The organism is Roseateles sp. P1_C6, assembly GCF_056406315.1.
The window spans coordinates 229,588-255,084 of the sequence record NZ_JBFUAK010000008.1; the positions used below are offsets into that span (position 1 = coordinate 229,588).

21 protein-coding genes are annotated in these 25,497 nt (G+C 68.6%); 14 read left to right on the forward strand and 7 right to left on the reverse strand.

Annotation, left to right across the window (positions count from 1 at the left end; translation table 11 throughout):
- Positions 1-3 precede the first annotated feature (3 nt).
- Positions 4-1,299 carry a TRAP transporter large permease gene (locus tag AC1D29_RS19055; RefSeq protein WP_477900280.1) on the forward strand — a complete coding sequence of 432 codons (1,296 nt, stop codon included), beginning with the start codon at positions 4-6 and terminating at the stop codon, positions 1,297-1,299.
- On the opposite strand, the gene AC1D29_RS19060 is transcribed toward AC1D29_RS19055, so the two are convergent.
- Positions 1,296-2,063: a substrate-binding periplasmic protein gene (locus AC1D29_RS19060; RefSeq protein ID WP_477900282.1), complete on the reverse strand. Its 768-nt coding sequence runs from the start codon at positions 2,061-2,063 to the stop codon at positions 1,296-1,298. The genes AC1D29_RS19055 and AC1D29_RS19060 overlap by 4 nt on opposite strands.
- A 47-nt stretch (positions 2,064-2,110) precedes the next feature.
- Between AC1D29_RS19060 and AC1D29_RS19065 the strand changes: the two genes are divergently transcribed.
- From AC1D29_RS19065 to AC1D29_RS19085, 5 genes are all read left to right on the forward strand, one after another.
- The gene (locus AC1D29_RS19065; RefSeq protein ID WP_477900284.1) at positions 2,111-3,214 is read left to right on the forward strand and encodes a dienelactone hydrolase family protein; all 1,104 of its coding nucleotides are present in this window, start codon (positions 2,111-2,113) and stop codon (positions 3,212-3,214) included.
- A 47-nt stretch (positions 3,215-3,261) separates the two neighbouring features.
- On the forward strand, positions 3,262-3,717 hold the full coding sequence (locus tag AC1D29_RS19070) for a hypothetical protein (RefSeq protein WP_477900286.1): 456 nt from the start codon (positions 3,262-3,264) through the stop codon (positions 3,715-3,717).
- 120 nt (positions 3,718-3,837) lie between these two features.
- Positions 3,838-4,152, forward strand: a complete 315-nt coding sequence (locus AC1D29_RS19075; RefSeq protein ID WP_477900288.1) for a hypothetical protein — start codon at positions 3,838-3,840, stop codon at positions 4,150-4,152.
- Positions 4,153-4,198: 46 nt separating this feature from the next.
- On the forward strand, positions 4,199-4,849 hold the full coding sequence (locus tag AC1D29_RS19080; RefSeq protein WP_477900290.1) for a hypothetical protein: 651 nt from the start codon (positions 4,199-4,201) through the stop codon (positions 4,847-4,849).
- A 106-nt stretch (positions 4,850-4,955) separates the two neighbouring features.
- Complete coding sequence (locus AC1D29_RS19085; protein WP_477900292.1) at positions 4,956-5,552, forward strand: hypothetical protein; 597 nt, start codon at positions 4,956-4,958, stop codon at positions 5,550-5,552.
- Here the strand turns inward: AC1D29_RS19085 and AC1D29_RS19090 are convergent.
- The 6 genes from AC1D29_RS19090 to AC1D29_RS19115 form a co-directional block, all read right to left on the reverse strand.
- Positions 5,549-6,313 carry a rhamnogalacturonan acetylesterase gene (locus AC1D29_RS19090; RefSeq protein ID WP_477900294.1) on the reverse strand — a complete coding sequence of 255 codons (765 nt, stop codon included), beginning with the start codon at positions 6,311-6,313 and terminating at the stop codon, positions 5,549-5,551. The genes AC1D29_RS19085 and AC1D29_RS19090 overlap by 4 nt on opposite strands.
- A 7-nt stretch (positions 6,314-6,320) precedes the next feature.
- A complete protein-coding gene (locus AC1D29_RS19095) occupies positions 6,321-7,643 on the reverse strand; it encodes a pectate lyase family protein (protein WP_477900296.1) in 1,323 nt (440 codons plus the stop codon).
- A 1-nt stretch (position 7,644) separates the two neighbouring features.
- Entirely contained in the window at positions 7,645-10,548 is a 2,904-nt protein-coding gene (locus AC1D29_RS19100; RefSeq protein WP_477900298.1) for a TonB-dependent receptor domain-containing protein, read from the reverse strand.
- A 74-nt stretch (positions 10,549-10,622) separates the two neighbouring features.
- Positions 10,623-13,430, reverse strand: a complete 2,808-nt coding sequence (locus AC1D29_RS19105; RefSeq protein ID WP_477900300.1) for a pectinesterase family protein — start codon at positions 13,428-13,430, stop codon at positions 10,623-10,625.
- A complete protein-coding gene (locus AC1D29_RS19110) occupies positions 13,427-13,984 on the reverse strand; it encodes a PEP-CTERM sorting domain-containing protein (RefSeq protein WP_477900302.1) in 558 nt (185 codons plus the stop codon). Before AC1D29_RS19110 ends, AC1D29_RS19105 begins: the two co-directional genes overlap by 4 nt.
- A 139-nt stretch (positions 13,985-14,123) precedes the next feature.
- On the reverse strand, positions 14,124-17,075 hold the full coding sequence (locus AC1D29_RS19115) for a TonB-dependent receptor (RefSeq protein ID WP_477900304.1): 2,952 nt from the start codon (positions 17,073-17,075) through the stop codon (positions 14,124-14,126).
- Positions 17,076-17,609: 534 nt separating this feature from the next.
- Between AC1D29_RS19115 and kduD the strand changes: the two genes are divergently transcribed.
- The 8 genes from kduD (at position 17,610) to AC1D29_RS19155 (ending at position 25,329) form a co-directional block, all read left to right on the forward strand.
- On the forward strand, positions 17,610-18,371 hold the full coding sequence (kduD, locus tag AC1D29_RS19120) for a 2-dehydro-3-deoxy-D-gluconate 5-dehydrogenase KduD (RefSeq protein WP_477900306.1): 762 nt from the start codon (positions 17,610-17,612) through the stop codon (positions 18,369-18,371).
- A 152-nt stretch (positions 18,372-18,523) separates the two neighbouring features.
- Positions 18,524-19,684, forward strand: a complete 1,161-nt coding sequence (locus AC1D29_RS19125; protein WP_477900308.1) for an oligogalacturonate lyase family protein — start codon at positions 18,524-18,526, stop codon at positions 19,682-19,684.
- A complete protein-coding gene (locus AC1D29_RS19130; RefSeq protein WP_477900310.1) occupies positions 19,681-20,769 on the forward strand; it encodes a pectinesterase family protein in 1,089 nt (362 codons plus the stop codon). Before AC1D29_RS19125 ends, AC1D29_RS19130 begins: the two co-directional genes overlap by 4 nt.
- Positions 20,766-22,031: a pectate lyase family protein gene (locus tag AC1D29_RS19135; RefSeq protein WP_477900312.1), complete on the forward strand. Its 1,266-nt coding sequence runs from the start codon at positions 20,766-20,768 to the stop codon at positions 22,029-22,031. The genes AC1D29_RS19130 and AC1D29_RS19135 overlap by 4 nt, the downstream gene beginning before the upstream one ends.
- Before the next feature lie 45 nt (positions 22,032-22,076).
- Positions 22,077-22,877 carry a DNA-binding transcriptional regulator KdgR gene (gene kdgR / locus AC1D29_RS19140; RefSeq protein ID WP_477900314.1) on the forward strand — a complete coding sequence of 267 codons (801 nt, stop codon included), beginning with the start codon at positions 22,077-22,079 and terminating at the stop codon, positions 22,875-22,877.
- Positions 22,878-22,967: 90 nt separating this feature from the next.
- Positions 22,968-23,987 (forward strand): NADP-dependent oxidoreductase, encoded by a 1,020-nt coding sequence (locus AC1D29_RS19145; RefSeq protein WP_477900317.1) that lies wholly within the window; start codon positions 22,968-22,970, stop codon positions 23,985-23,987.
- Entirely contained in the window at positions 23,987-24,442 is a 456-nt protein-coding gene (locus AC1D29_RS19150; protein WP_477900319.1) for a GNAT family N-acetyltransferase, read from the forward strand. Before AC1D29_RS19145 ends, AC1D29_RS19150 begins: the two co-directional genes overlap by 1 nt.
- Positions 24,439-25,329, forward strand: a complete 891-nt coding sequence (locus AC1D29_RS19155; RefSeq protein ID WP_477900321.1) for an SDR family oxidoreductase — start codon at positions 24,439-24,441, stop codon at positions 25,327-25,329. The genes AC1D29_RS19150 and AC1D29_RS19155 overlap by 4 nt, the downstream gene beginning before the upstream one ends.
- The last annotated feature ends 168 nt before the right edge of the window (positions 25,330-25,497 follow it).

A 25,497-nucleotide genomic window follows, 5' to 3' on the forward strand; every position in this document is an offset into this window, starting at 1 on the left:
GGCATGGAACTTTGGGTCATGTGCGGCAGCTTCGTGCTGCTGCTTCTGCTGGGCGTGCCGGTGGCCTTCGCCATCGGGCTGTCGTCCATCGCCACCGCGTTCGCGGCCGATCTGCCGATGGCCATCGTCTTCCAGAAGATGGTCGGCGGCATGCAGATCTTCTCCTTCCTGGCGATCCCCTTCTTCATCTTCGCCGGCGAGCTGATGCTGCACGGCGGCATTGCCGAGCGCATCGTCAACTTCGCCAACCGGCTGGTGGGCCATGTGCGCGGCGGCTTAGGGATGAGCAATGTGCTGGGCTGCACGCTGTTCGGCGGCGTGGCAGGCTCGCCGCTGGCCGACGTGTCGGCCATGGGCTCGGTGATGATCCCGCTGATGAAGCGCGAGGGCTACGACGCCGACTACGCGGTCAACGTGACGACGCATGCGGCCTTGGTGGGCGCGCTGATGCCCACCTCGCACAACCTCATCATCTACGTGCTCGCCACGGCCGGCATCGCGGCGGTCAGCGTCTTCAACCTCATCCTCGCCTGCCTGATCCCGGCGGTGCTGCTGACCCTGTCCAACCTGGTCGCCGCCTACGCCGTCGCGCGCAAGCGCGGCTATCCGACGCATGGCGCCTTCCCCGGCTGGGTGGCGGTGTTCTCGGCCTTCCTGGCGGCGCTGCCGGGGCTGCTGGTCATCGTCATCATCCTGGGCGGCATCCTCAGCGGCGTGTTCACGGCCACCGAGTCGGCCGCCACCGCCGTCTGCTGGGCGCTGCTGGTCACGGGCGTCGTCTACCGCTCGCTGAGCTGGAAGGGCTTCCTCGCGGCCTGCGCCAAGGCCTGCAAGACGACGGGCGTCGTGCTGCTGCTGATCGGCATCTCGTCGGCCTTCGGCTACTTCATGGCGCTGTACGAGGTGCCGCAGAAGACCGGCGAATGGCTGGAGCAGATGAGCGGCAACAACGCCTGGCTGATCTTCCTGTGGGTCAACGTGCTGCTGTTCGTGCTGGGCACCTTCCTGGACATGGCGGCCACCATCCTGATCTGCACGCCCATCTTCCTGCCCATCTGCATGAAGGCCGGCATGGACCCGACGCAGTTCGGCGTCGTCATGCTGCTGAACTGCGCGCTGGGCCTGAACACGCCGCCGGTGGGCAGCGTGCAGTTCGTCGGCTGCGCGATCGGCGGCGTGTCGGTGGGCCAGGTCATGCGCTCCATCGCGCCCTTCTACGGCGCGCTGCTGGCCACGCTGCTGGCCGTCACCTACCTCCCGGCGCTGTCGATGGCGCTGCCGGCATGGGTCGGCGGCTAGAGGTTGGGATAGCGCGCCTGCGCCTGCGCCCATTCGGGCTGCTGGCGGGCGCGCTGAAGGCCCAGGTTCAGGCGCTGCAGCAACTCGGGGCGCTGCGTCAGCGCGCGTCGGCCGACGAAGACGTGCACGGGGCTGCGAGCCAGCTCCAGCACCACCTCCACCGCCTCGCCAGGTTCGCGCGCGGCGCGGTAGAGCAGCGTGGCGGGGTCGTCGATGACGTAGTCCACGCGCCGCGCACGCAGCGCCGACAGCGTCAGGTCGTTGGCATAGAGCTGCACCAGCAGGCGCGCCAACTCGGGGTCGTCCAGCGCCTGCCGCACGACGGCGGGGAAGACGACGCCCCGGATCATGCCCACGCGCACCGCCCGGCCCTTGAGGTCGACCAGCCGGCGCGGCGCCCGGCCGCCGCCCGCCAGGCCCAGCAGCGCGACATGCTCCTGCCGGTAGGCCTGCGTGAAATCACCGAACGCCAGCCGCTCGGGCGTGTGCGTGGCCGACGGCACCAGGTCCAGCTCGCCCTGGGCCACGTCCGTCATCTGCCGCGCCCAGGGCCGGCGCAGCCACTGCAGACGCTCGCCGCCGGCCCGCGCCAGCAACTCCAGCAGCTCCACGTCCAGGCCCTGCGGCTGCTCGGTCGCACTCCTGAACTGGAACGGCGGGTACTCGCTCCAGCCGATGCGCAGCGCCGACCTGTCGTCGCCCCATGCCAGGCCGCCCGGCAGGGCCAGGGGCAGCAGGCAGGCATCACGGCGGCGCAGGCGCATCGCCCGACTCTCGCACAGCGCGGCGGGCTTGGCAGCCCCTGGCGACCATGAGGGGCAACCGCCGTCAGTGGCTCGCGGGCCTGGCGCTGTGGCCGCTGCTGGGCCGCGCCGACGGCCTGGACGACACGCTCGCCGGCCTGCAAGGCCGCTGGCGCCCGCGCCTGGCTTGGCGGCCCGACGCCGGCTGGCGCGCCGAGGCCCTGGCCACCGCGCGCCGCCTGATCCTGCAGCCTGGCGACGACGGCAGCGGCTTCGCCACCGAGGTGCTGGCCGAGGAGGACCGCGGCAGCCACAGCGCCCAGTCGTTGACGCTGCGCGGCGCGCTGGGCGACCGCGTGCCGGCCCTGTACCTGCGACCCAAGGGCGTCGGGCCGCACCCCGCCGTGGTCGTGCTGCATGACCACGGCGCGCGCTTCGACATCGGCAAGGAAAAACTCATCCGCCCGCTGGCCACCGCGCCCGCGGCCGCGCGGGCGTCGGCCAGCGCCTGGGCGCAGCGCTACTTCGGCGGTCGGTTCGTCGGCGACACGCTGGTGGAGGCCGGCTTCGCCGTGCTCGCCATCGATGCGCTGGGCTGGGGCGAGCGCAGCCGCGCGGGCTTCGCCAAGGACGACCAGCAGGCGCTGGCCAACCACCTGATGCAGCTGGGCCGCAGCTGGGCCGGCCTGATCGCCAGCGATGACCTGCGCTCGCATCGCTGGCTGCGCGAACGGCCCGAGATCGACACCCGGCGCGTGGCGGTGCTGGGCTTCTCCATGGGCGCCTTCCGCGCGTGGCAACTGGCGGCCGTCTGCGATGAAGTCTCGGCCTGCGTGGCGGCGCACTGGATGTGCACGCGCGAAGGCCTGCTGCGCGCGGGCGAACACACGCTGCAGGGGCAGTCGGCCTTCAGCATGGCGCACCCGGGGCTGGCGGCCGAGTTGGACCACCCGGACGTGGCGGCGCTGATCGCACCCAGGCCGTTGCTGCTGTTCGGGTCGCCGCAGGACAGGCTTTTTCCTTGGGATGCGACGCAACGGTCGTGGGCCGTCCTCGCGAGGGCATGGGCCAGCGGCAGCGGCTTGCGGACCATGGCGACGGCTGGCGGTCATCTGTTCGACGTTGAACAACAGCTTGAGGCGGCGGCCTGGCTGAAGGCGAAGGCCGGTTGATTGTTGGCCCAGTTCCTCCCAACCCAATCCAGCACACACCCAACGCGATGCAGAACAACCCCAACGCATTGATCGCAGCCCAACCGGGAGGTCTGTGGATCCAGAGAGCGGTAGGGGTCGCAGCGCTGCTCGTGGGCGTAGCGCTAGCAGTGCTCTTTGCCGTTGGCGCGCTGAAGCTGACAACGCGCGACGAAGTGGCCGAGACAACGGTCCTGATCTTCATTGCCATCGTCGGAGTGCTTGCGGCGCTCTTTCTCTCCGTCGGGCTGCGCATGACGCTCAACCGCCCGAATCGCTACGGCTCTCTGCTGACGCCAGGCCTGTGGTTTCTCATCGCAGCCCTCTTCTTGGCATCTTCTGTGGCGGGTGCCTGCCTCATGGTGGCGCAGGGTCGATTTGCCATCTTGGAAGCATCCGTCAGTGCCTTGCTGCTCGCGGCGCTCGCGGCATTGGCCGGGCGGCGCACCATGAAAAAGCGCGAGGCCAGTGGTCGCGCGCCGTGAAGCCAGCGCCCCACCGGCAAGTGACGCATCCGCTACCCGTAGGACGGCAGCGACAGCGCCCATGTCCAGCGGCGCGACACCGCGTCACACTCGCACCAACGCCCGCCAGGACCGTCGGCCATGAACGAACTGCTCGCCGCCTTTCGCTACACCTCCAACAACTGGGCCCAGATCGAGGCCAGCAAGCTGTGTGGCTGCTGCAACTGCGTCGAGATGTTCAAGCCCGACGAAATCGTCGGCTGGACGGGCCTGACGATGCAGAACCTGGACGACCCGGAGGCGCTGAAGCAGCAGACGGCGATGTGCCCCAGATGCGGCACCGAGGCCGTGCTGGGCGACGGTTGCGGCTTTCCGATCAATGCGCATTTCCTGGCGCGAATGAACGAGGCGTGGTTTCAGCGCACGATGATCCACCGGCCCGCGGTGAAGAAGTGACGCTGCTAACGTCGCAACCCTCGACACGCAGGGCTGGCGACGAACGATGAGCTTTGGCTACAAGACAGCGTGGTTTGCCATCCGCGCCACGGACAGCGACGCGGTGGCGCGAGCCTTGAAGCTCGGGCGGCTCACGCCGACCCCCGCGGATTCCGCGATCCCTGCCGCGTACCGGGAGCCGGGCAAAGTGTTCATCACGCCCGCCATCGACGGCTGGACGCTGGCCATGTGCAGTGGCTTTCTCGACCTGACGGACGGCACGCTGCCAACCTTCGTCGACAAGCTGCGGACCGTGTCGGCGGAGCTCGACACCGAGGCGCAGTTCTTCGCCAGTCACCGCGTCGTGGAGACCCATGCCTGGGCTCGCGCGGCGCGCGGCCAGCTCCAGCGCGCGTACTGCTACAGCGGCCACGCCGGGGAGACGAGCATCGACCTCGGCGAGCCGACGGCCGAGGAGATCCGGCTGGGGCACTGCTTCTACAACCCCTCCAGTCCCGACGCGCGGGACGACACCTACTGGGAGCGCGACGATCTGCGCTTTGCGAATGAAGAGGATGTCATGCAGGTCGCCGGTCTTTGGAGCGTCAACCCCTCGAGCCACGATCCCATGCCGGACGGCTTGCTCGCGGACCTCGACATGCCAGCGGCGTTGCCGCAACCCACCCCGCTCAGGAAGCCTTGGTGGCGGCTTTGGTGAAGCGATTTCGCGGTGTCTTGCCAACAGGGGTGATGAGCGCGCGCGGCGCTTTGTTCGCTTCGCGCGCGGCGGACGCCGCAGCGACGACGACAACAAGGGGAGATTCATGATTCAAACCGCCATCGCCAGCCTGGTGCTGGCCGCGTCAAGCGCAGCCGCCAACCCGACGGATGGTGATCTGCACTTCATCGCGGCCTGCATATCGGCCGGCCCGATCAAGGGTGTGGAGACGCAGAAGCGCGGCGGCCCGGCCGGCACCCGGACCATCCAGATCACCGGTGAACCGGACCGCCAGGTGTCGGTGCTGGAGGGCCATCGCGTGATGCTGGCCACAGCCCAGGGCCAGTACTTCGTCAACCTGAAGATCGAACGCTCTGCGCACGACCAGGCCGAGGCGGACCGCGATGCGATCCGCCGGCAGATGCAGGCGGTGGCCTCGCAGGGGCCGAACGGCAGCAGCCAGCCGCTGAAGCGCCAGCAGGGCGGCGGCGTCGAAACGCTGGGGCTGGACCAGCCCACGCTGGACTACGGCACGCTGGGTTTCTACACCGTCTTCGTGCCGCAGGCCGACCTGGTCGTCACAGCCTATCTGCTGAACCAGCCGCCGGCCAAGCGCGACTTCGCCAGCTATGCCGACTACGAGCGGCTCCGTGATCAGGCCTTGAATCAGATCAAGGCGTGCCTGCCGAAGGCAGCCGACTAAGGCGTCAGCGTCCTGGCCGTCGCCAGCTCAGGCTTGAGCTTCACCAAGCCATCGGCCACCTGCTCCGAGAACAGCGCCGCACCCTTGGGGCCCAGGTGAGTGCGATCAAACCGCGGCGGCGCTTCGGCCAGCGTGTCGGCGCCAGCCTGGCCCATGGCGGCAACGGCCGCGTGGCTGACGGCGTTCAGGTCCAGCACGGGCACGCCCTGCTCGGTGCCGACCTTGAGAACGGCCTCGGCCCAGGGCCGCAGGTCATTGTGCAGTTCGCCGTCCTTGAAGGTGCGGCGCGTCAGCGGCGTGACGAGCATGACCTCGCCGCCGGCGGCCTTCACGTCCTTCACATAGCCGGTCATGTTGGGCCCGAACTCGGTGGCGAGGTCGGTCGAGCGGCCGGGCTTGCCGGGCTGGTCGTTGTGGCCGAACTGGATCAGGACCAGCGTCTTCTGCTTCGCCGGGCCGCCCTCGTTCAACAGGGCCAGCACCGTGGACCACAGCCCCTCGGCGCGGAAGCTCATGCTCGAGCGGCCGCCGCGCGCGAGGTTGATGCAGGCAACCTGCTGGAAGCGGGCACACAGCGCGTTGCCGTAGCCGCTGCGCGGCGCCATCGTCGAGTCGCCGACGAGGATGAGGCGCGGGCCGGTGGCGACGTTGGCGGTGGTCTCGCCCTTGGCCGCGGAGGCGGCGGTCGGCGGCGGCGTCTGGGCCTCGGCGGCACCGACCAGCAGCAGCGCGGCAAGCAGGGTGGGCAGCAGTGTCTTCATCGCGTGATCAGGGTTTGGGAAGCGCCGGCCAGCCGGCCTTGGGGCTCATGTCGTCAAGATTCCAGTCGTCGGCCTTGAAGGCGCGGCGCGTGGGCGCGTGGCGGGGGTAGCCCAGCGCGTTCTCGACCTCGGAGTCGATCAGCTTGCCGCGGCCCTGGGCCATGTCGGCGAGCAGCTTGGCGTCCAGCGGGTCGCGTGCCCAAGGCCGGGCGCCGACCAGTGGCGGCAGTTCGCGCGCCAGGTCGGCAGCGGGCCGCACCACCAGGCCGGCGGGCAGATCGGCCTTGGCCGCAACGATGAGCTTGCCCGTCGTCGCCGCGTTGGTGCCCAGCAGCGGCACGGCCCTGCCCTGGCCGTCGTGGGCCAGGTTGTCGGCCATGTAGAGCGCCAGGTCGCCCTGGCCCAGCATCGTGAAGAAGGCCGTGCCGGGCTGCGTGCTGGGCCCGTGCCGCAGCGCGTTGCCCACCAGCGTGAGCTGGCCGGTCTGCCAGGGCTGGCCCACCCACTCGTTGGCCAGCAGGTTGTAGTGCACGGCCCGGTCGCCGGGGTTGAAGATGTAGTTGTTGACCATCGCGCCCTGCGCGCCGCCCTTGAACAGCGCGTTGCGCTGGCGGTTGGAGGCGTAGACGTTGGCGTAGATCAGCACGCCGCTGGTGTTGTCGTGGATGAGGCTGCCCTTGCTGTGCTCGCCCTTCTCGTGCACCGAGTTGCCCAGGCCCTCGTAGATGAGGTTGTGGCTGTAGGTCATGCGGTGCGACGTGGCCTTGCGCCACTCCTCGACGGTCTTGCCCTCGAAGCGCGGGCCGGACGCGGACAGGTTCTCGTCGGTGGCCCACGAGAAGCTGCAGTGGTCGACGATGACGTCGTGCGCGCCACCGATGCCGGAGATGCCGTCCTGGTCGCCACCGCCCTTCTTGGGCCGGCCGAACTCGCCGGGCCTGAAGCTCAGGTGCTGGATGACGACGTCGTGCGTGGCGATGGTCGTCTCGGCCTTGACGATGCTGATGCCGGGGTCGGGCGCGGTCTGGCCGGCCAGCGTCAGGAAGGGTTGCGTGATCTTCAGCGGTTGGCCGGCCATGTCGATGACGCCGCCGACCTCGAAGACGACGATGCGCGGACCGCTCGCGGCGATGGCCTCGGCGAGGCTGCCGGGGCCTGACGCCGCCAGCGTCGTCACCTTGATGAGGCGACCGCCACGGCCACCCTGGGTCTGGGTCCAGCCCTGGGTGACGATGGCGGCATGTGCGGGCGGCGCAGGCTGGGCGGCCACCGGCAGTGCGGCCGCCGCCAGCAGCAGCGCTGTCGCCAGATGCGTGAAACGTTGGGTCATGTCAGAAGCTGTAGTCCGCGGTGAGCTTGTACGCCCGGCCCAGCACGTCGGCCATGCTGGTGATGTAGCCCACGTACAGGTTGTTGGCCGTGATGGGGGGCGTCGCGTTGGTCAGGTTGTTGACGGCGAGACCCAGCTTCAAGCCCTTGAAGCCCGAGTAGCTCGCGCTCACGCCGTACTGGCTGTAGGGGCTGACGCGGTTGACCGTCGAGCCGGGGCGCGGCGTGATGTCGGTCAGCCCGGTGTTGTAGCGCACGGAGACCAGCGCCGACCAGGGGCCGTCGCGCCAGCCGACCGAGGCCGTGTGCTTCCAGCGCGGGTTGATCTGCGGCATGCCGGCCAGGCCGGAATTGACGCCAGCACCACCGTAGCGGGCATCGTTGGTGATGATGCCGACGTTGCTCAACACCTCGCCGCCCTTCTCGGCGCTGAAGCGATAGCTCTCGTAGTAGGTGCCGTCCAGGCTGAAGTTCAGCTCGCCGATGGGCAGCCCGCGCAGGCGGTAGGCCATCGACAGGTCCAGGCCGCGGATGCTGGTGTCGCCGCGGTTGGCCTGGCTGGCGATGATGTAGTCGATGGTGCCGTCGCCCTTGCGGATGATGTTGGTCGCGTACTTGGCCGGCTGCTGCTGCACCTCGGCGATGGCCACCGCGCCCAGCATGTCGCTGAGCTTGATGCCCCAGTAGTCGGCCGTGATGAGCAGGCCCTTGGTCGGCTCCAGCGCCAGGCCCAGCGTCCAGCCCTTGGACTTCTCGGGCTTCAGGAAGCTGTTGTCGGGCGACTTGGTCCAGTAGTTCATGACCACGTTGCAGACCTGGTCGCGCGTGTAGCCGTTGACCGGGTTGCCGGTGTTGGCCACCGTGGGCGTGGCGCTGGGGCACAGCACCGGGTCGTCCATGGTCTGCGTGCGCACCTCGGGCGTGGGGTTCTGGATGTCCATGATGGACGGTGCGCGGAAGCCCGTGTTGGCCGAGGCGCGCAGCACCAGCTCGTCCAGCGCCTGGTAGCGCGCCGACAGCTTGGGGTTCACGGTCGTCGTCTTCAGGTCGCTGTAGGTGTCGGAGCGCACCGCGGCGTTGAAGCTCAGGCGGCGGGTGACGGGCGCGTCCACCTCGATGACGGCCGACTTGATGTTGCGGCCGAGGTCTCGGGCCACGCCGGTGGGCGTCTCGCCGACGAGGTCGTGCTTGGTGATGTTGCCGAAGGCGTCGATGGCATAGCTGCCGTTGGCGTTCTTGGCCACGTAGTCCAGCGGTGCCGCGCCGACCTTGGCCGAGTCGCGCCGCACCTCGCCCGTCACGGCCAGCATCAGCGGGCCGCCACCCAGGTCCATCAGCGCGCGCGTCAACGTCGCGTCCACGCTCCGGTTGTAGGCGCGGTTGACGCGGTAGCTGTAGTCGCTGGCCTCGATGCTTCGCAGGTAGTCCAGGCCAGCGGCGTCCTGCAGGCCGAAGGGGTTGAGCGTGCCGTCGGTGAAGCCCTGCTGTGCCTTGGAGTACAGGATGTAGCCGCCACCGGCACGCGTGTCGCGCAGCGAGCGACCGTAGTTCAGGCCCACGCGGTAGTCGAAACCGGCCACCGTGCCCTCGGCGCTGAGCACCAGGCGGTCGTTGGTCTGCTCGTCGTTGCGGTAGGCCGAGCCCAGCTCGGCCGGGCCCCAGACGAAGTAGATCGTCCGGTTGTTCATGTTCAGCGTGCTGACGGTGCCGGGCGTCTTGGCCGCGTCGAGGAACATCGCCGGCGAGTTGGCGCCGGTGTTGCTGCCCACCACCTGCACGGCCGGCGTGATGCCCTTGCCGGGATAGAACTTGCTGGTCGCCGGCATGCTGTAAGTGGTGGCCGGCGCGGTGCTGCCCGGCACCTGCATGCCGCGGAACTTCTGCACGTTGTACTTGGCGTGCAGGCCTTCCAGCGTCAGCGAATGGTTGTTGTTGATCTTCCAGCTCAGCTTGCCGAAGACGTTGGTGATCTCGCTGCCGTCGGTGACGGCGTCGTAGTAGTTGGGGTTGCGGTAGCAGCCCGCGTTGCCATAGGTGGCCGGCGTGGCGACACTGCCGGCGCCCAGCGTCGGCAGCGAATACGGCGGCGCGCAGCCGCTCGCGTAGGCCGGGTTGTAGTTGGAGTTGGCACCGGTCGTGAAGCCGAAGTTGGCCGTCGGGCTGGGGTTCTTGTTGTCGGGCGTCAGGCCCAGGCCCATGGCCGCCAGCACCGCGTAGTCGTACAGCTCGGGGCGGTCGATCTTGAACAGCGCCGACTTGCGCTGGTGGTCCAGCGACACATAGGCGTTCCAGCCGTCGGCACTCAGATCGCCGAAGCCGACGATGGCGCCGATGGCCTTGGTCTCGCCCCCGCCCGAATGCTCGGGCTGGTTCCACTCCGCCTTCACGCGACCGCCCTGGAAGGTGTTGAAGGTGTAGAAGTTCTGCACGCCACCGATGGCGTCCGACCCGTAGATGGACGAGGCGCCGTCACGCAGCGTCTCGGCGCGGTCCAGCGCCATGCGCGGGATCACGTTGACCGACACGTACTGGTCCTGCAGCGGCTCGTTGGCCAGGCGCCGGCCGTTCAGCAACGTCAGCGTGCGCATGGGGCCCAGCCCGCGCAGGTTCAGCATGGGGCCGGCCGCGCCGCTGTTGGTGCCCAGGGACAGTGACTGCGGCATCTCCAGCAGCAAGTCCTTCAGCTCGGTGTGGCCGCGCGCCTCCAGGTCCTCGGACTTGATGGTGGACACCGGCAGCGCCGTCTCGCCGGCCAGGCGCTTGATGGACGAGCCGGTGATCTGGATGCGCTCCATCGCAACCGGCGCGCCGTCGGCGCTCTGTGCGTGGGCGGCGTTCATCAGCGTCAGCACGGCGGCGGCGCAGAGGCTGAGCTGCGGGCGGGAAGGCAGGCGGATGGCGTTCATCGTGTCTCCATGGATTCGGGGTGGGGTGCAGGAGGCCCGCGGGCCGGGTCTGTGCCCGGCGCTCGCGGCCTGCGTCAGGGGGTGGGCGTCCAGCCGCCGGGGGCGCCGGTGGCGATGGTGGAGTTCTGCAGGATCTCGGCGCGCGTCGTCAGGCCCGCGGCGGCGACCAGCGGCTTGGCGAGCTGCACGTTGGTCAGCACGTTGGCGACCTTGACCGAGGCCACGCCCAGCCGCGCACTGACGTCCAGCGGTGCGCCGCCGAGGTCCGTGCTGCCGAACTCGCGCCAGCCGGCTGCGTCGGTGGCGCCGCCGTCGGCGGTGCCGGCCCAGGGCGGCGGGTTGCTGCCGCAGCTGCCGGTGCCCGCGCCCGTCTTGCTGGTGCCGGTGCCCACGCACCAGCCCACCGGCAGGATGTGCGGGCCCATGCGGGTGTTGATGAAGGCGATGTTGTCGGTGTAGGTCGTGGCCGTGGTGCCGCCGCTGCGGGCCAGGTAGGCCTGCGTGACGCCCGGCTCGGCGGTCAGCCGGCTGTTCAGGAACACGAAGCCCTTGTCACCGGCCGTCGCCCGCGACTGCAGGATGAAGCCGGCCGAGCTGCTGCCCGTGTCGACGACCGAGCGGATCTCGCAGTCCTCGAACAGGCTGGCCATCACGCTGCCCCAGATGAAGTCGACATTGCCGGCCACCAGCGACTGGTAGAACCAGTTGTAGCCCTTGAGCTGCAGCGTGTCCTGCTGGCTGAGGAAGTTCATCTGCCTGGCGACCAGCCGCGCCGCCGCGGCGGTGGTGCTGGTGTTGAAGTAGATCGCCTCGGCCTGGTTGTCCCAGGACGTGCTGCGCACGTGCGGGTTGTGCAGCGTGAAGTTCTGCAGCGTCAGCAGGTCGGACGTCTCCACCAGCAGCGCCGCGCGCCCGCCACCCAGCACGCGGTGGCCGACCGTCTTGCCGGAGGTGCTCAGCGCCGTGCCGGCCGCGGCGGAACTCGCACCGCTGCCGGCGTTCAGCGACTCGAAGTTCACGTCGCCCACCACCACGCCGTCGCGGCTTTCGCCGCTGATGGTCAGGTTGGCCACCTTGCGCAGGATGTTCAGCTCCGGGTAGCTGCCGTTGCTCAAGCTGATGAGCTTGGGTGTGGCCACCGTGTTGCAGCCGTAGGTGGCCGGGCTGTTCGTGGAGCAGTACTTCATGACCCAGTTCAGCGCGCCCTGCAGCGTGCGGAAGTCGGCCGCCGTGGCGCTGTCGTCCACGTTCAGCGTCGTGTAGCCGGCAGGCGCGGCACGGGTCGTGAACTTCCAGTTGTCGGCCTTGCTGATGCCGGCGAAACCGGCGCCCTTGATCGTGCCGCCCAGCACGGCGGCGTCCATCGTCACGTAGTAGGTCGTGCCGAAGTCCAGCTTGTTGTTGTGCAGTTTGACGGAGGCCGTGCTGCCCTTCACCGACACGGGGCGGTACCAGACGTAGCGCGCGAAGGTGGTGCCATCGGGCATGGCGCCCAGCCCCAGCGCGTCGATCTCGAGGTTGGTCCGGGCGAGCACCGCCTGCGTGTCGCTGGCCGACGGCGCGCTGCTGACATCGATGCTGTCGACGAGCACGTCGTCGCTGGCGCGGTAGACATTGACCTTGCCGGCCGTGCCGATGCTGGGCGGCGCGTCGAAGGACAGCGACAGGCGCGCGTCGGTGTGCACGCCGGTCTCGTTGGCAGCGGGCGACCGGGTGCCGGCCACGTCGCCGACGTTGCCGTTGCCGCTGATCTGCGTCGTCAGCTTGCCGGCACCGGCCAGCGCCAGCGCATTGGCCTTGACCAGGGCCGCCGGCCGCGGCTTGTAGGCATAGCCCGGCGTGAAGGCCGTGCCGGGCTGCACGCTGCAGGCCCCCAGGGCCGCGCCGTTGAGCGTGGAGCCGCTGTCCTGGAAGACGCCGGTGTGGTCGCTGCTCGCGTAGACGACGACGCTGTCGCAGCCGGTTGCGCCGTCGACGGCGAAGACGTTGTTGTGCGACAGCACGTTGCTCGCCTTGCCCACGCCGACGCTGTACGAGTGCGCGTAGGGGCTGGCCGTCTTGCTGCCGACAAAGTAGTTGTTGAAGACATGCACCTGGCCGAAGCGAACGCGCGGCACGCGCTGCGTCACGCCGTTGAAGACGTTGTTGGCAAGGGTGATGCGCAGCTTGCCGGCGTCGCTCGTCAGGCTGTCGGAGCCGCCGATCAGCATGGACTTGTCGTGCGCGGTGACGACGTTGTACGAGACCGTGATCAGGTCCGCGCCCTTGGTGATGTCGATGGCGCCGTCGTGGCACTGCCTGGTCTTGCCGTTCTCGATGGGCAGCGTGTCGTCGGTGACCGGCGCGTCGGTGATGGTGTTGCGGTCCATCCAGACCTGCGTGGCCGTGACGATGCCGATGGCGTCGTAGGCCGAGTTCCAGTTGCCCAGGGCCCCGTCGGTCGGGTCCCAGATCGGGCCCACATCACAGGGCGCGACGATGTGCAGGTTGCGCACGATGACCTGGCTGACGCTGGTGATGTCGATCCAGGCGTTGACGAAGCCGGCGCCCGGGCCTTCGCCGATCAGTGTGGTATTGCTGGTCAGGCGCACGCGCGCCCTGACCTTCTGGTCGGCGGTGCTCGCGAACGGCGTGCCCTCGGTCATGTCGATGGTGCCGGCCACCTTGATGATCTTGGGCGCGTTGCCGCCGTTGGCCAGCGCGTTCAGCAGCTGGGCACGGTTGGTCACCGTGTAGATGTGCTCGGGCGTGGCGGCGCTGCCGCCCACGGTGCCGGCACCCCAACCGTCGGCCGGGGCGGTCTGCTGCGCGGCATCGATCGCATGGGCTTGCAGGCTGAAGGCCAGCAGCGCGGCCAGGCCCAGGGGCTTGAAGGCCTTCATGCGGCGGCCCTCCGCGCGCGGCGCAGTGCGACCAGGCCGAGGCCGGCGCCCAGCATCAGCACGCTGGCGGGCTCGGGCACGGCGCTGACGTTGAGCTGCGCGGTGAAGCTGCCGAAGTCGCCGCCGAAGTCGAGGTTGCTGAAGCTGATGCTGACGCTGCGCTCGCCCAGCACCTGCAGGGTCACGCCGCTCAGGCCCGGCGGCGTCCAGCCCGTGATGGCAGGGCCGGCCCCGGCGAAGTCGAAGGTCAGCGTGTAGCTGCCGAGCAGCTGGGCGGTGTCGCTGTTGTTCCAGACCTGCACGCGACCGTCGCTGAAGAAGTCCACCGCAACCTGGGCGTCGCCGGTGATGAACTCCAGGTCGGCCGCCGCCAGCGCCGTGGTGTTGCTGCCGGGGACGTCGGCGAACAAGTGGTCCAGGCCCAGCAGCGTGGCGCTGGCGCCCGAGACGGTGCCGGTGATCAGCGTGCCGGCGGGCAGCTTGTCCGCAGCCCAGGCCGCGGTCGTGGTCAGCCATGCGGCGGCGATGACCGCCAAGGTCTTGCTTGTCTTCATGGGGTCTCCGTTGATGAGGCTCAGGCCGCGCGGTAGGCGACGGCCGGCACTTCTGTGGCGGAGACCTGCAGGGTCCCGCTGGCAAAAAAGGGCACAGACAACAGGTCTGTGCCCTTTGCTTGTCTAGGCTGCGTGCGCCTTAGAACTTGTAGCGGCCACCGATGACGAACTCGCGGCCGGTGTAGTTGTTCACCACCACGTTGTCCATCGCGCGGGAGATGAACTGGTCGTTCGGCTGGTTGGTCAGGTTGGTCGCCTCCAGCGTGAACTCCAGGTTCTTGGAGTACTTGTAGCCCAGCGACATGTCGACGTTGAAGGTCTTGTTCTTGCCTGCCACGTCCTGGTTGTTGCCGGCCGGGATGGTGGTCAGGAAGGCCGAGCGCGCCGAGCTGGACACGCGGCCGCTGAAGGTGCCGTCGTCGTAGTAGACCGACAGGTTCCAGGAGCGCGGCGACAGGTTGACCAGGTCTTCCGTGACGGTGGGCGAGTTGACGGCCGTGGACAGCACGTAGGCCATCTTGGACTTGACCTGCGTGTAGTTGGCCAGCATGCCGAAGTTCTTGCCCCAGCCCGGCAGGAAGGTGAACGGCTGCTGCACGTTGATCTCGAAGCCGGTGAGCTTGCCGCCCGGGGTGTTGACCGGGGCGCTGACGAGGAAGATTTCGTCGCCGGTGAAGTTGCTGGGCAGCAGCGACATCGGCAGGCCGGTCTGGTTGTAGGGCACGTTCTGCCCGCGCGTCAGCACGTAGCTCTTGATCTTCTTCTCGAACACGCCCAGGCCAATGAAGGCGTTCTTCGAGTGGTACCACTCGAGGCTGGCATCCAGCGTGGTGGCGCGGAACGGGTCCAGCGCCGGGTTGCCGCCGGTGTAGCTCAGCGTGCCGGTGGTCGTCAGCGTGCCGCCCGGGTTCAGGTTTTGCATCGGCGGGCGCGACATGACCTTGGCCGCCGCGGCGCGCACGATCAAGTCCTTGGCGACGTTGACGGACAGGTTGGCCGACGGCAGCCAGTCCTTGTAGACGCGCTCGGCGGTGACCAGGCTGCCGCCACCGGTGGCCAGGTAGCCGCTGGCCGAGATGGCCGTCTTCACGTAACGCGTGCCGAGGTTGCCGCGCACGGCCATGCCGCCCAGCTTGGTCTCGAAGTCGGCCATCATCCAGGTGCCGGTGTCGGTCTCGATGATGGCGCGGTTGCCGCCGCGGCCGGCGCCGTTGGTGATGGACGTCAGCGTGAAGTCGCCGGGGCCGCCGGCCGCGCCGGTCTTCAGGCAGTTGCAGTAGATGTCGTAGGCCTGGGCGATGGCGTCCAGGTTGGGCAGCACCCAAGAGGTGACGGAGCCGTCGGGCAGGTTCTGGCCCTTGCCGAAGCCGCTCAGCGTGGTCACCAGGCTGGTCGGGATCACGTTGGCCGGCAGCGTGTTCATCGTCTCCACCGTGCGGCGGAAGTCGTAGCTGGTGAACTTGAACTGCTTGTAGCTGACGCCGCCCTTCAGTGTCAGCGCGTCGGGGATGACTTCCCAGGCGATGTCGGCCGTGGCCACGTCCTGGCGGTTGGTCACGCCGTTGGGGCGCAGGCGGATTTCGCTGGGCGTGAAGTTGGCGATGCTGGTCGAGCCGACCGGCACGCCGTAGATCTGGAAGCCGCCGCTGGCGCTGGCGGGGTTCAGCGTGCCGTAGCCCAGCAGCGGCGCGCGGTCGTCACCCCGGGCATCGAACACGTAGCCGTTGACGTTGGGGGCGTCCAGCGTCGTGGTGGTCTGGATGGGGTTGCTGAACCTGGACTTGGCGCGGCCACCGCGCACGGTCACCTTGATCGACTCGCCGATGTCCTGCTCCACGGTCAGCGTGGGCTGCGTGAACTCGGTGCTGAGCTTGTCGAAGCGCGACTCGGAGCGGATGTCCACGCCGTTGAACTTGCCGTACAGCAGCTGGCCGCTGGGCGCGTACTGCGCCTCGACGACGCTGGTCTGCTGCTTGCCGCCGGCCGACAGCGCGCGGCTGAAGGAGATGGCTTCAAGGAAGTCTTCCTGGCGCGTCGCGTCGAGCTTGCTGTACAGCATGTCGAAGGTCAGCAGCGTCGTGTCCGACGCGCGGACCTGGATGGAGCTGGTCAGGCCCAGGCGTTCCTGGTCATGCGTGAGGCGGCCGTAGCGCGGCAGGCGCGGGTGGAAGTTGGTGGCCGACGACGCCGTGTTGTAGGCCGCCACGTAGCCGGCCTGGACGGCCGGGTCCGTGCTCACGAGGCGGGGCACGCCCTGGGCGGCCGGGCCGCAGGTCGTCGCCGTCGAGCCGGTGGGCAGGTTGGTCGTGATGCCCTGCGGCGGGCACCAGCCGCTGAAGGCGTTGCCGCTGGACGGGCCGTTGTCCCAGCGCACCGTGCTGAAACCTTCTTCGTAGACCTTGCGCTTGGAGTAGGCGCCCGACAGCAGCATGCCGATCTTCTTGTCGGCAAAGGTGTTGGAGATCAGGAACGATGCCTTGGGCGTGGCCTTGCCGCGCAACTCGTTGTACGTGCCCTTGACGGACACGGCCGCCGCGAAGCCCTTCATGTCGAAGGGACGGGCCGTCTGCAGGTCGATGGTGGCGCCCAGCGAGCCTTCGTCCACGTCGGCCGAGCTGCTCTTGCGCACGGTCAGCGAGTTGAAGAGGTCGGCCGCGAAGACGTTGAAGTCGAAGGCACGGGTGCGGTTGGCGCCGCCCGAGCTGTCGGTGCCGCCGGTGGTGGCCAGCGCCTCGATGCCGTTGATGCGGGTGCGGGCGAAGTCGCCGCCCAGGCCGCGCACGGTGATGTTGCGGCCTTCGCCGGCGTCACGGTCGATGACCACGCCCGGGATGCGCTGCAGCGATTCGGCGAGGTTGGTGTCCGGGAACTTGCCCATGTCCTCGGCCTTGATGACATCGACGATGCCCTTGTCCTGGCGCTTGGCGTTCAGCGCGCTCTCCAGCGACGCGCGGATGCCGGTGACCGTGACGGTCTCCAGCTGTGCCGAGGCGGCGGGGGCGTCCTGCGCCCAGGCGGGGGCGGCGACGAGGGCGACGGCCAGGGCCACCGGACGCAGGGCCAGGCGGTGGGACGGACGGATTACGGGCATGAAGGTCTCCTGGTGCAAGGCCACCTGGGCGTCTTGGCGCTGGCGGCTCTCGGGTTCTGGGGTTTGGCTACCCGGGCGCACGCAGGGCACCCGTTGATTTTTGAAGGCCGGTGTCGCTGCAGTGCGAGCGCCGGCCGGGCCAGGTCGACTAGTCGGCTCGGCGGGTGAAAAACGGGCCCAGCGGCGTGGCACCTTCATGGCCCGCAACAACGCCGTGCGAGGCCAGGCCCGGCGCCAAGAAGGCATCACCGGGCTCAGTCCAGGGCATGGCGTCGTTGTGGATACAGGTGCTCATGTTCTTGCGTTTTTTGGCTGGCTTGTGGACGATGATAGGTCGAAGATTGCAAAATCGGAACAGTGGTTCACTAAATAGAAACCATGATTCCGCCGCAATTGACGCCCGCCTAAGCTTCGGTCACCCGAATTTTTGGAACCGCGTTTCAACTCAAGCGGTCTACCTCCCGGCTTCCGCACTTCCCGCGCCCAGCCGGCTCATTCGACGCAACCGGTGCACTTCGCACCTTGGACAAAGACATGGTTCTCCAGAACTTCAACCTGGCCGGCAAGACGGCCATCGTGACCGGCTGCAACACCGGCCTGGGCCAGGGCATGGCGCTGGCACTGGCGCAGGCCGGTGCCGACATCGTCGGCGTCAACGTGTCCGACCCGGACGAGACCAAGGCCGGTGTCGAGGCGCTCGGGCGCCGCTTCCTGGACCTGCGCGCCAACCTGGCCGAGGTCGGCAGCATCCCGGACCTGGTCGCCCAGGCCAAGGCCTTCACGGGCGCGGTCCACATCCTGGTCAACAACGCCGGCATCATCCGCCGCGAGGACGCCATCAAGTTCTCGGAAGCGGACTGGGACGACGTCATGGACCTGAACCTGAAGTCGGTGTTCTTCCTGTCGCAGGCCGTGGCCAAGGTCTACATGGCCCAGGGCACCGGCGGCAAGATCATCAACATCGCGTCCATGCTGAGCTTCCAGGGCGGCGTGCGCGTGCCCTCGTACACGGCCAGCAAGAGCGGCGTCATGGGCATCACGCGGCTGATGGCCAACGAATGGGCCTCGCACGGCATCAACGTCAACGCCATCGCCCCGGGCTACATGGCCACCAACAACACCGCTGCGCTGCGCGCCGACGAGCAGCGCAACAGCGCCATCCTGGAGCGCATCCCCGCCGGCCGCTGGGGCAAGCCCGAGGACCTGGCCGGCCCGGTCGTGTTCCTGGCGTCGACCGCTTCAGACTATGTCAACGGCTACACCATCGCTGTCGACGGCGGCTGGTTGGCCAGGTAAACGCCCCTCGCCCAGCCTCGCAGCGCTGAACGCGCGCGAGTCTGGTCGGTCCCCCGAGGGGACGGCGATGCTTGCCGGCTCGACCGGCAAGCACATCGCCAGATGGGCCGGCTCGGGAGCGGCCCAGCGCTCGGCCCAAAAAGGATCACGCCATGAAGTCCACCGAACGCAAGTTTGAATTCCTCACCCGCGAGGACCCCGACACCGGCGCGCGCGTCACGCGGCTGACGCCGCCGGACGTGACCTGCCATCGCAACTACTTCTATCAGAAGTGCTTCACGAACGACGGCCGCAAGCTGATCTTCGGCGGCGAGTTCGGCCCCCACCCCAGCCCGAACTGGAACTACCACCTGCTCGACCTGGACACTCGGACGGCCATCCAGCTCACCGACGGCGCGGGCGAGAACACCTTCGGCGGTTTCCTGAGCCCCGATGACCGCCACCTCTACTTCGTGCGCGACAAGCGCCAGTTCATCCGCCTGGAGCTCGCCACGCTGAGGGAGGAAGTCCTCTACATCGTGCCCGACGCGTGGGTGGGCTATGGCACCTGGGTCAGCAACAGCGCCTGCACGAAGATCGTCGGCATCGAGATCGCCGCCGAGGACTGGTTCCCGCTGAACACCTGGCAGAAGTTCACCGACATGTTCCACAAGCGGCCGCTGTGCCGCCTGTTCAGTGTCGATCTCGCCACGGGCAAGCGCACCGTCATCCTGGAGCAGCGCGGCTGGCTGGGCCACCCGCAGTACCGCCCGTTCGACGACAACACCGTCGCCTACTGTCATGAAGGCCCGCACGACCTCATCGATGCGCGCATGTGGTTCATCAACGAGGACGGCACCAACCGCCGCTGCGGCAAGGAGCACCAGAACGGCGAAAGCTGCACGCACGAGTTCTGGGTGCCGGACGGCAGCGCCATGATCTACGTCAGCTACAACGAGAAGTCGCCCGAGCGCTGGATCTACAGCCTGGACCCGGTCACGCTGCAGAACAAGCTGCTGACCGAGATGCCGCCCTGCTCGCACCTGATGAGCAACCACGACGGCACGCTCATCGTCGGCGACGGCTGCGGCAAGGCCAGCAGCGGCGACAACGAGATGCTGGCCGGCGACCCCTACCTGCACCTGTTCGACCTGAAGGCTGGCACGACCCGCACCATCGCCCGCCACGACAGCGGCTGGGACGTCTACAAGGACGACCGGCAGGTCACGCACCCGCACCCCAGCTTCACGCCGGACAACAAGCAGGTGCTGTTCAGCTGCGACAAGGAGCGCGCGAACGGCGTCGAACCGGCCCTCTACCTGGCCGACCTGTGAAGCTGGCGCTGACCCTGCTGGGGTTCATCGTCGCGACGGCAGCTCAGGGGCAAGCACGCCCTCAGCTGCCGGCCGAGCAGGCCGCCGCGCACACCGCGGCGGCCTACCTCGGCGACTGGCAACCCGCGCCGCTGGCCGACCTGGCCGCGACGCCGCCTGACTTCTCCGTCAAGCCCGGCGAGTCCGTGCAAGCCGCCATCGACAAGGTCCCCGCCGACGGCACGAAGCGCTGGGTCATCCACATCCAGCCCGGCACCTACCGCGGCCCGGTCTGCATCAAGGACAAGGCGCCCATCGCGCTGATCGGCTCGGCGCTGGACGCCGCCGCCGTCGTGCTGGTCGACAACCGCTTCTCCGGCAAGCCCAAGGGCGAGAACGAACCGGCCCACCCCTGCTGGCCGGAGCTGGGCAAGACCACCATCGGCACCAGCGGCAGCACCAGCATGCTGGTGCAGAGCAACGACGTGCAGCTGATCTCGCTGACCATCGCCAATGACGCGATGGACGGCGTGCGCCGCGGCGAGGCCTACCCGCCCGGCGTCGGCGAAAGCGGCGGCGCGCAGGCCGTGGCGCTGACGCTGGCCGGCGATCGCATCCACCTCGACAACGTGCGGCTGCTGGGCCACCAGGACACTCTCTACGCCAAGCGCCGCGCGGCAGACGCGCCGGCACGCCAGCTGATCCGCCACAGCCTCATCGCCGGCGACGTGGACTTCATCTTCGGCAACGCCGTGCTGGTCATCGAGCACTCCACCATCCTGACGCGCGCCAACCGCCGCACACCCGGCCACGGCGGCATCATCCTCGCGCCCAGCACCGCACCGGACGTGGCCCAGGGCTTCCTCGTCACGCACAGCCGCCTGGTCGGCGAGCCTGGCGTCGCGCCCGGCGCCACGGCCATCGGCCGCGCCTGGGATGCCGGCGTGAAGGCCGGCACGTGGCAGGCCGGCACCAGCCCCAACGGCGTGGCCGTCGTGCGCGACAGCGAGATCGGCGCCCACGTCGGCCCCTGGTCCGCCAGCACATCGCGCCGCCCCTTTGACGCCGCCTCGAATCGCCTCAGCGAATTCAACAACCGCCCATGACCGTCAACCGCCGCCACCTCCTCGCCCTCGCCGCCCTGTCGACCGTCGGCGGCTGCGCCAGCACGCCGCCGCCCGTCCTCGTCGAGAACCCGCTTGGCTGGGCCAGCGTCGGCGCGACGACGGGCGGCGCCAAGGCCCTGCCCGAGCATGTCTTCGACGTGCACGACCGCGCGGGCCTGGACGCCGCGCTGCGTCTGGGCGACAAGCCCAAGATCATCCGCATCCACACCTTCATCGACCTGTGCCCCGGCGGCGTCGAAGCCTTCCGCGACCCAGCGTTCAACTTCGACGCCTTCGACCGCGCATTCGACCCCGCCACCTGGGGCCGCGACGACCCCAAGGGCCCGCTGGAAGACGCGCGCAAGCGCTCCGAGAAGCGCCAGGCCGCGGTCTCCATCCTGCGCCTGCCGTCCAACACGACGCTGCTGGGCGCCGCGCCCGGCGCGGGCTTCCAGCACGGCATGGTGCTGCTGGACAAGGTCAGCAACATCGTCATCCGCGACCTGCGCTTCTCCGACGCCTACGACCACTTTCCCGCGTGGGAGCCGCGCGACAACGTGCACGGCGAATGGAACTCGGAGTACGACGCGCTGTCGCTGCGCGGCGCCGAGCGCGTGTGGGTGGACCACTGCCTGTTCGACGACGGCAACCACCCCGACAAGCTCGAACCCATTCGCCTGGGCCAGCGCGTGCAGCACCACGACGGGTTGCTGGACATCACCAACGGCAGCGACCTGGTCACCGTGTCCTGGTGCCGCTTCCAGGCTCATGACAAGACCATGCTGATCGGCAACAGCGACGGGCTGGCTGCTTCGGACACCGGCAAGCTGCGCGTGACGCTGCACCACAACCATTTCCACGCCTGCAAGGAACGCACGCCGCGCGTGCGCTTCGGTCGCGTGCATGTCATCGGCAACCTGTTCAGCGCCGACCACGCCGAGGACTTCGGCTATTCGCTGGGCGTGGGCATCCAGTCGCGTCTTCTCAGCGAATCCAACGCCTGGGAGCTGCCCCCCGGCATCACCGCCGACAAGCTGATCCGCCGCCTCAAGGGCAGCGCCTTCCTGGACCGCGGCAGCCGCCTGAACGGCCGCCCGGTCGACATCCTGGCCGCCTGGCGCGCCGCCCACCCGGACGAAACCCTGTCGGCCGACGTCGGCTGGGTGCCGGAAAGCTTCTACGACACCGCGGCACTGCGCCCAGCCGATCCCAATCGTCTTGATGAGCAAATCCGCACTGGCGCCGGGCCTCGCCGGGCCTGAGTCAGAATCCGTTCTTTGGAACAAGTGCCCGAAAGAATCAAAACGATGGACGAAGACATTGGTGATTCAAAGCAACCGGAATCGGTTGCCGCGGTACTCAAGGTGTTCGCCATCCTGAACGCCCTGGGCGAGCGCAGTGACATCGGTATCACTGACCTGTCCGTGCGCCTGGCCATGCCCAAGGCGACGGTCTACCGCTTCCTGCAGACGATGAAGGGCCTGGGCTATGTGCGCCAGGAGGCCGACAGCGAGCGCTACGGCCTGTCGATGCGCATGTTCGAGATCGGCGCCAAGGCCCTGCCCTCGCCCGAACTGGTGGACCTGGCCAAGCACCACATGCAGATGCTGGCCGACGCCACCGGCGAGACCGTCCACCTGGGCAGCCTCATCGACAGCGAGATCATCTACATCCACAAGGTCGACTCGCGCCACATGCTGGGCATGTACTCGCGCATCGGCCGCCGCGCGCCGTTGCACTGCACGGCCATCGGCAAGGTGCTGATGGCCTGGGAACACCCGGCCCGCCGCGATCGCATCCTGGACGGCGCCGAGTTCAAGCGCTTCCGCGACAAGACCATCACCGACCGCGCCGCCTTCCTGGCCGAGCTGGCCACCGTCAAGGCGCAGGGTTTCGGCGAGGACCGCGAGGAGTTCGACGACCACATCCGCTGCATCGGCGTGCCCATCTTCGACCGCCTGGGCCAGCCCATCGCCGGCATGAGCGTGTCCTTTCCGACGTTCCGCTTCGACGTCGAGAAGGCGCCGGATGTCGTCAAGCTGCTGCAGACCGCCAGCCGCGACATCTCCGAGAAACTCGGCTGCACGCAGTACCCGATCAAGGCCTGAGGCGCGCTCCCTAGGCCGTTGTCGCCCCAGGGACTCAGGGCCCTGGCGACGGATGCTTCAATGGCGGCTGTTGTGTGAACCAGCAGCCCCATGAGCCAAGTCAACCGCCAGATCGTCCTCGCCTCGCGCCCCAAGGGTGAGGTCACGCCCGCCAACTTCCGCCTCGTCGAAGCGCCGCTCGCGCCGCTGGCCGACGGCCAGGTGCGCGTGCGCAACCACTTCCTCAGCCTTGACCCCTACATGCGCGGACGCATGAACGAGAGTAAGAGCTACGCGGCCTCGCAGCCGCTGGACGAGGTCATGATCGGCGGTACCGTCGGTGAAGTGGTCGAGTCCAGGAATGCCAGCTTCGCCGTCGGCGACAAGGTCGTCGGCATGGGCGGCTGGCAGGAGTACCAGACCGTGGACGCCACGCAGCGCGGCGTGCTGAACAAGGTCGACACCACCCACATCCCCCTGTCCGCCTACCTCGGCTCGGTCGGCATGCCCGGCGTGACGGCCTGGTATGGCCTGATGAAGATCATCAACGTGAAGGCCGGCGAAACCGTCGTCGTCAGCGCCGCCAGCGGTGCCGTCGGCAGCGTCGTGGGCCAGCTCGCCAAGGCGCGCGGCGCCCGCGCGGTGGGCCTGGCCGGCGGCGCCGACAAGTGCGCCTACGTCGTCGATGAACTGGGCTTCGACGCCTGCATCGACTACAAGCAGCACCCCGACGTGAAATCGCTGTCCGGCGCGCTGAAAGCCGCCTGCCCGCAAGGCATCGACGGCTACTTCGAGAACGTCGGCGGCATCATCCTGGACGCCGTGCTGCTGCGCGCCAACGCCTTCAGCCGCATCGCCATGTGCGGCATGATCTCCGGCTACGACGGCCAGCCCATCCCGATGGCCGCGCCGCAGCTCATCCTCGTCAACCGCATGAAGGTCGAGGGCTTCATCGTCTCCGAGCACATGGAGGTGTGGCCCGAGGCGCTGAAGGAACTGGGCGGCATGGTGGCCACCGGCAAGCTGAAGTTCCGCGAGTCGATTGCCGACGGCATCGCCAGCGCACCCGAGGCCTTCATCGGCCTGCTCAAGGGCAGGAACTTCGGCAAGCAGCTCGTCAAGTTGATCTGATGCGCTGGGCTTGCCTGGCGTTCGAAGAGCTGAGCGTCCAACAGCTCTATGCCGTGCTGGCGCTGCGCTCCGAGGTCTTCGTCGTCGAGCAGAACTGCGTGTTCCTCGACATCGACGGCCTCGATCCGCAGACCTGGCATCTGCTCGGCACCGGCGATGACGGCGCGCTGAAGGCCTACGCCCGCCTGCTGCCGCCCGGCATGAAGTCGCCCACCGACGCCGTCATCGGCCGCGTCGTCACGTCGCCGGCCGCGCGCAGCGGCGGCGTCGGTCGCGGGCTGATGGCCCAAGCCCTTTTGCACTGCGAGCGCCTGTGGCCCGGCCACGCGATCACACTGCATGCGCAGGCGCACCTCGAGCGTTTCTACGGCAGCTTCGGCTTCTCGCCGGTCGGCGAGCAATACATGGAAGACGGCATCCTTCACCAAGAGATGCGCAAGGAGACCCCCCGATGAGCAAAACGCAAACCGCCGTCATCACCGGCGCCGGCTCCGGCTTCGGCCTGGAGACCGCCCGCCTCGCCGCCAAGCGCGGCATGAACCTGGTCCTCGTGGACGTCCAGGCCGACGCGCTGGAAAAGGCCGTCGCCGAGTTCAGCGATGTGGCAGTACTGTCTCGCGTCGTCGACGTCGCCAAGGCCGACCAGATGCAGGCACTGGCGGATGCCGTGCAGCAACGCTTTGGCGCGCCGCACTTCGTCTTCAACAACGCCGGCGTCGGCTCGGGCGGCCTGATCTGGGAAAACTCCCTGGCCGACTGGGAATGGGTCATGGGCGTCAACGTGATGGGTGTCGTGCACGGCGTGCGCCTGTTCACGCCCATGATGCTGGCCGCCGCCAAGGCCGACTCGAACTATTCCGGCCACATCGTCAACACCGCCTCCATGGCCGGCATGCTGGCGCCGCCGAACATGGGCGTCTACAACGTGTCCAAGCACGCCGTCGTGGCGCTGTCGGAGACGCTGTACCAGGACTTGTCGCTGGTGACCGACCAGGTCCACGCCTCGGTGCTGTGCCCCTTCTTCGTGCCCACCGGCATCAGCCAGAGCCACCGCAACCGCCCCGGCGAGTTCGCCGCGGCCAAGCCGACCAAGAGCCAGCTGATCTCGCAGGCTCAGACCGACAAGGCCGTGTCCTCGGGCAAGCTGACGGCCGCCGACGTCGCGGCGATGGTCTTCGACGCCATCGACCACAACAAGTTCTACATCTTCAGCCACCCTCAGGCGCTGGCCGGCGTGCAGACGCGGCTGGAAGACGTGATGCTGCTGCGCAATCCGACCGATCCTTTTGCCGACAAGCCGGAGATCGGTGCGGCACTGAAGGCCAAGCTGCGCGCGGAATGAGCCCGCTCAGCGGGGCCTGACCATCGCGTCTGCCCCGCTGCCCACCTTCAAGCACCGGCCCGAAGCTCGTCCGGCCGCGGCCGGCCCGCCTTGGGCGTGGCGACCATGGCCGATGGCCAGCGTCGACGCCCTCGCCACACCGCCCATCAGGCTGACCGCGCACGCCGT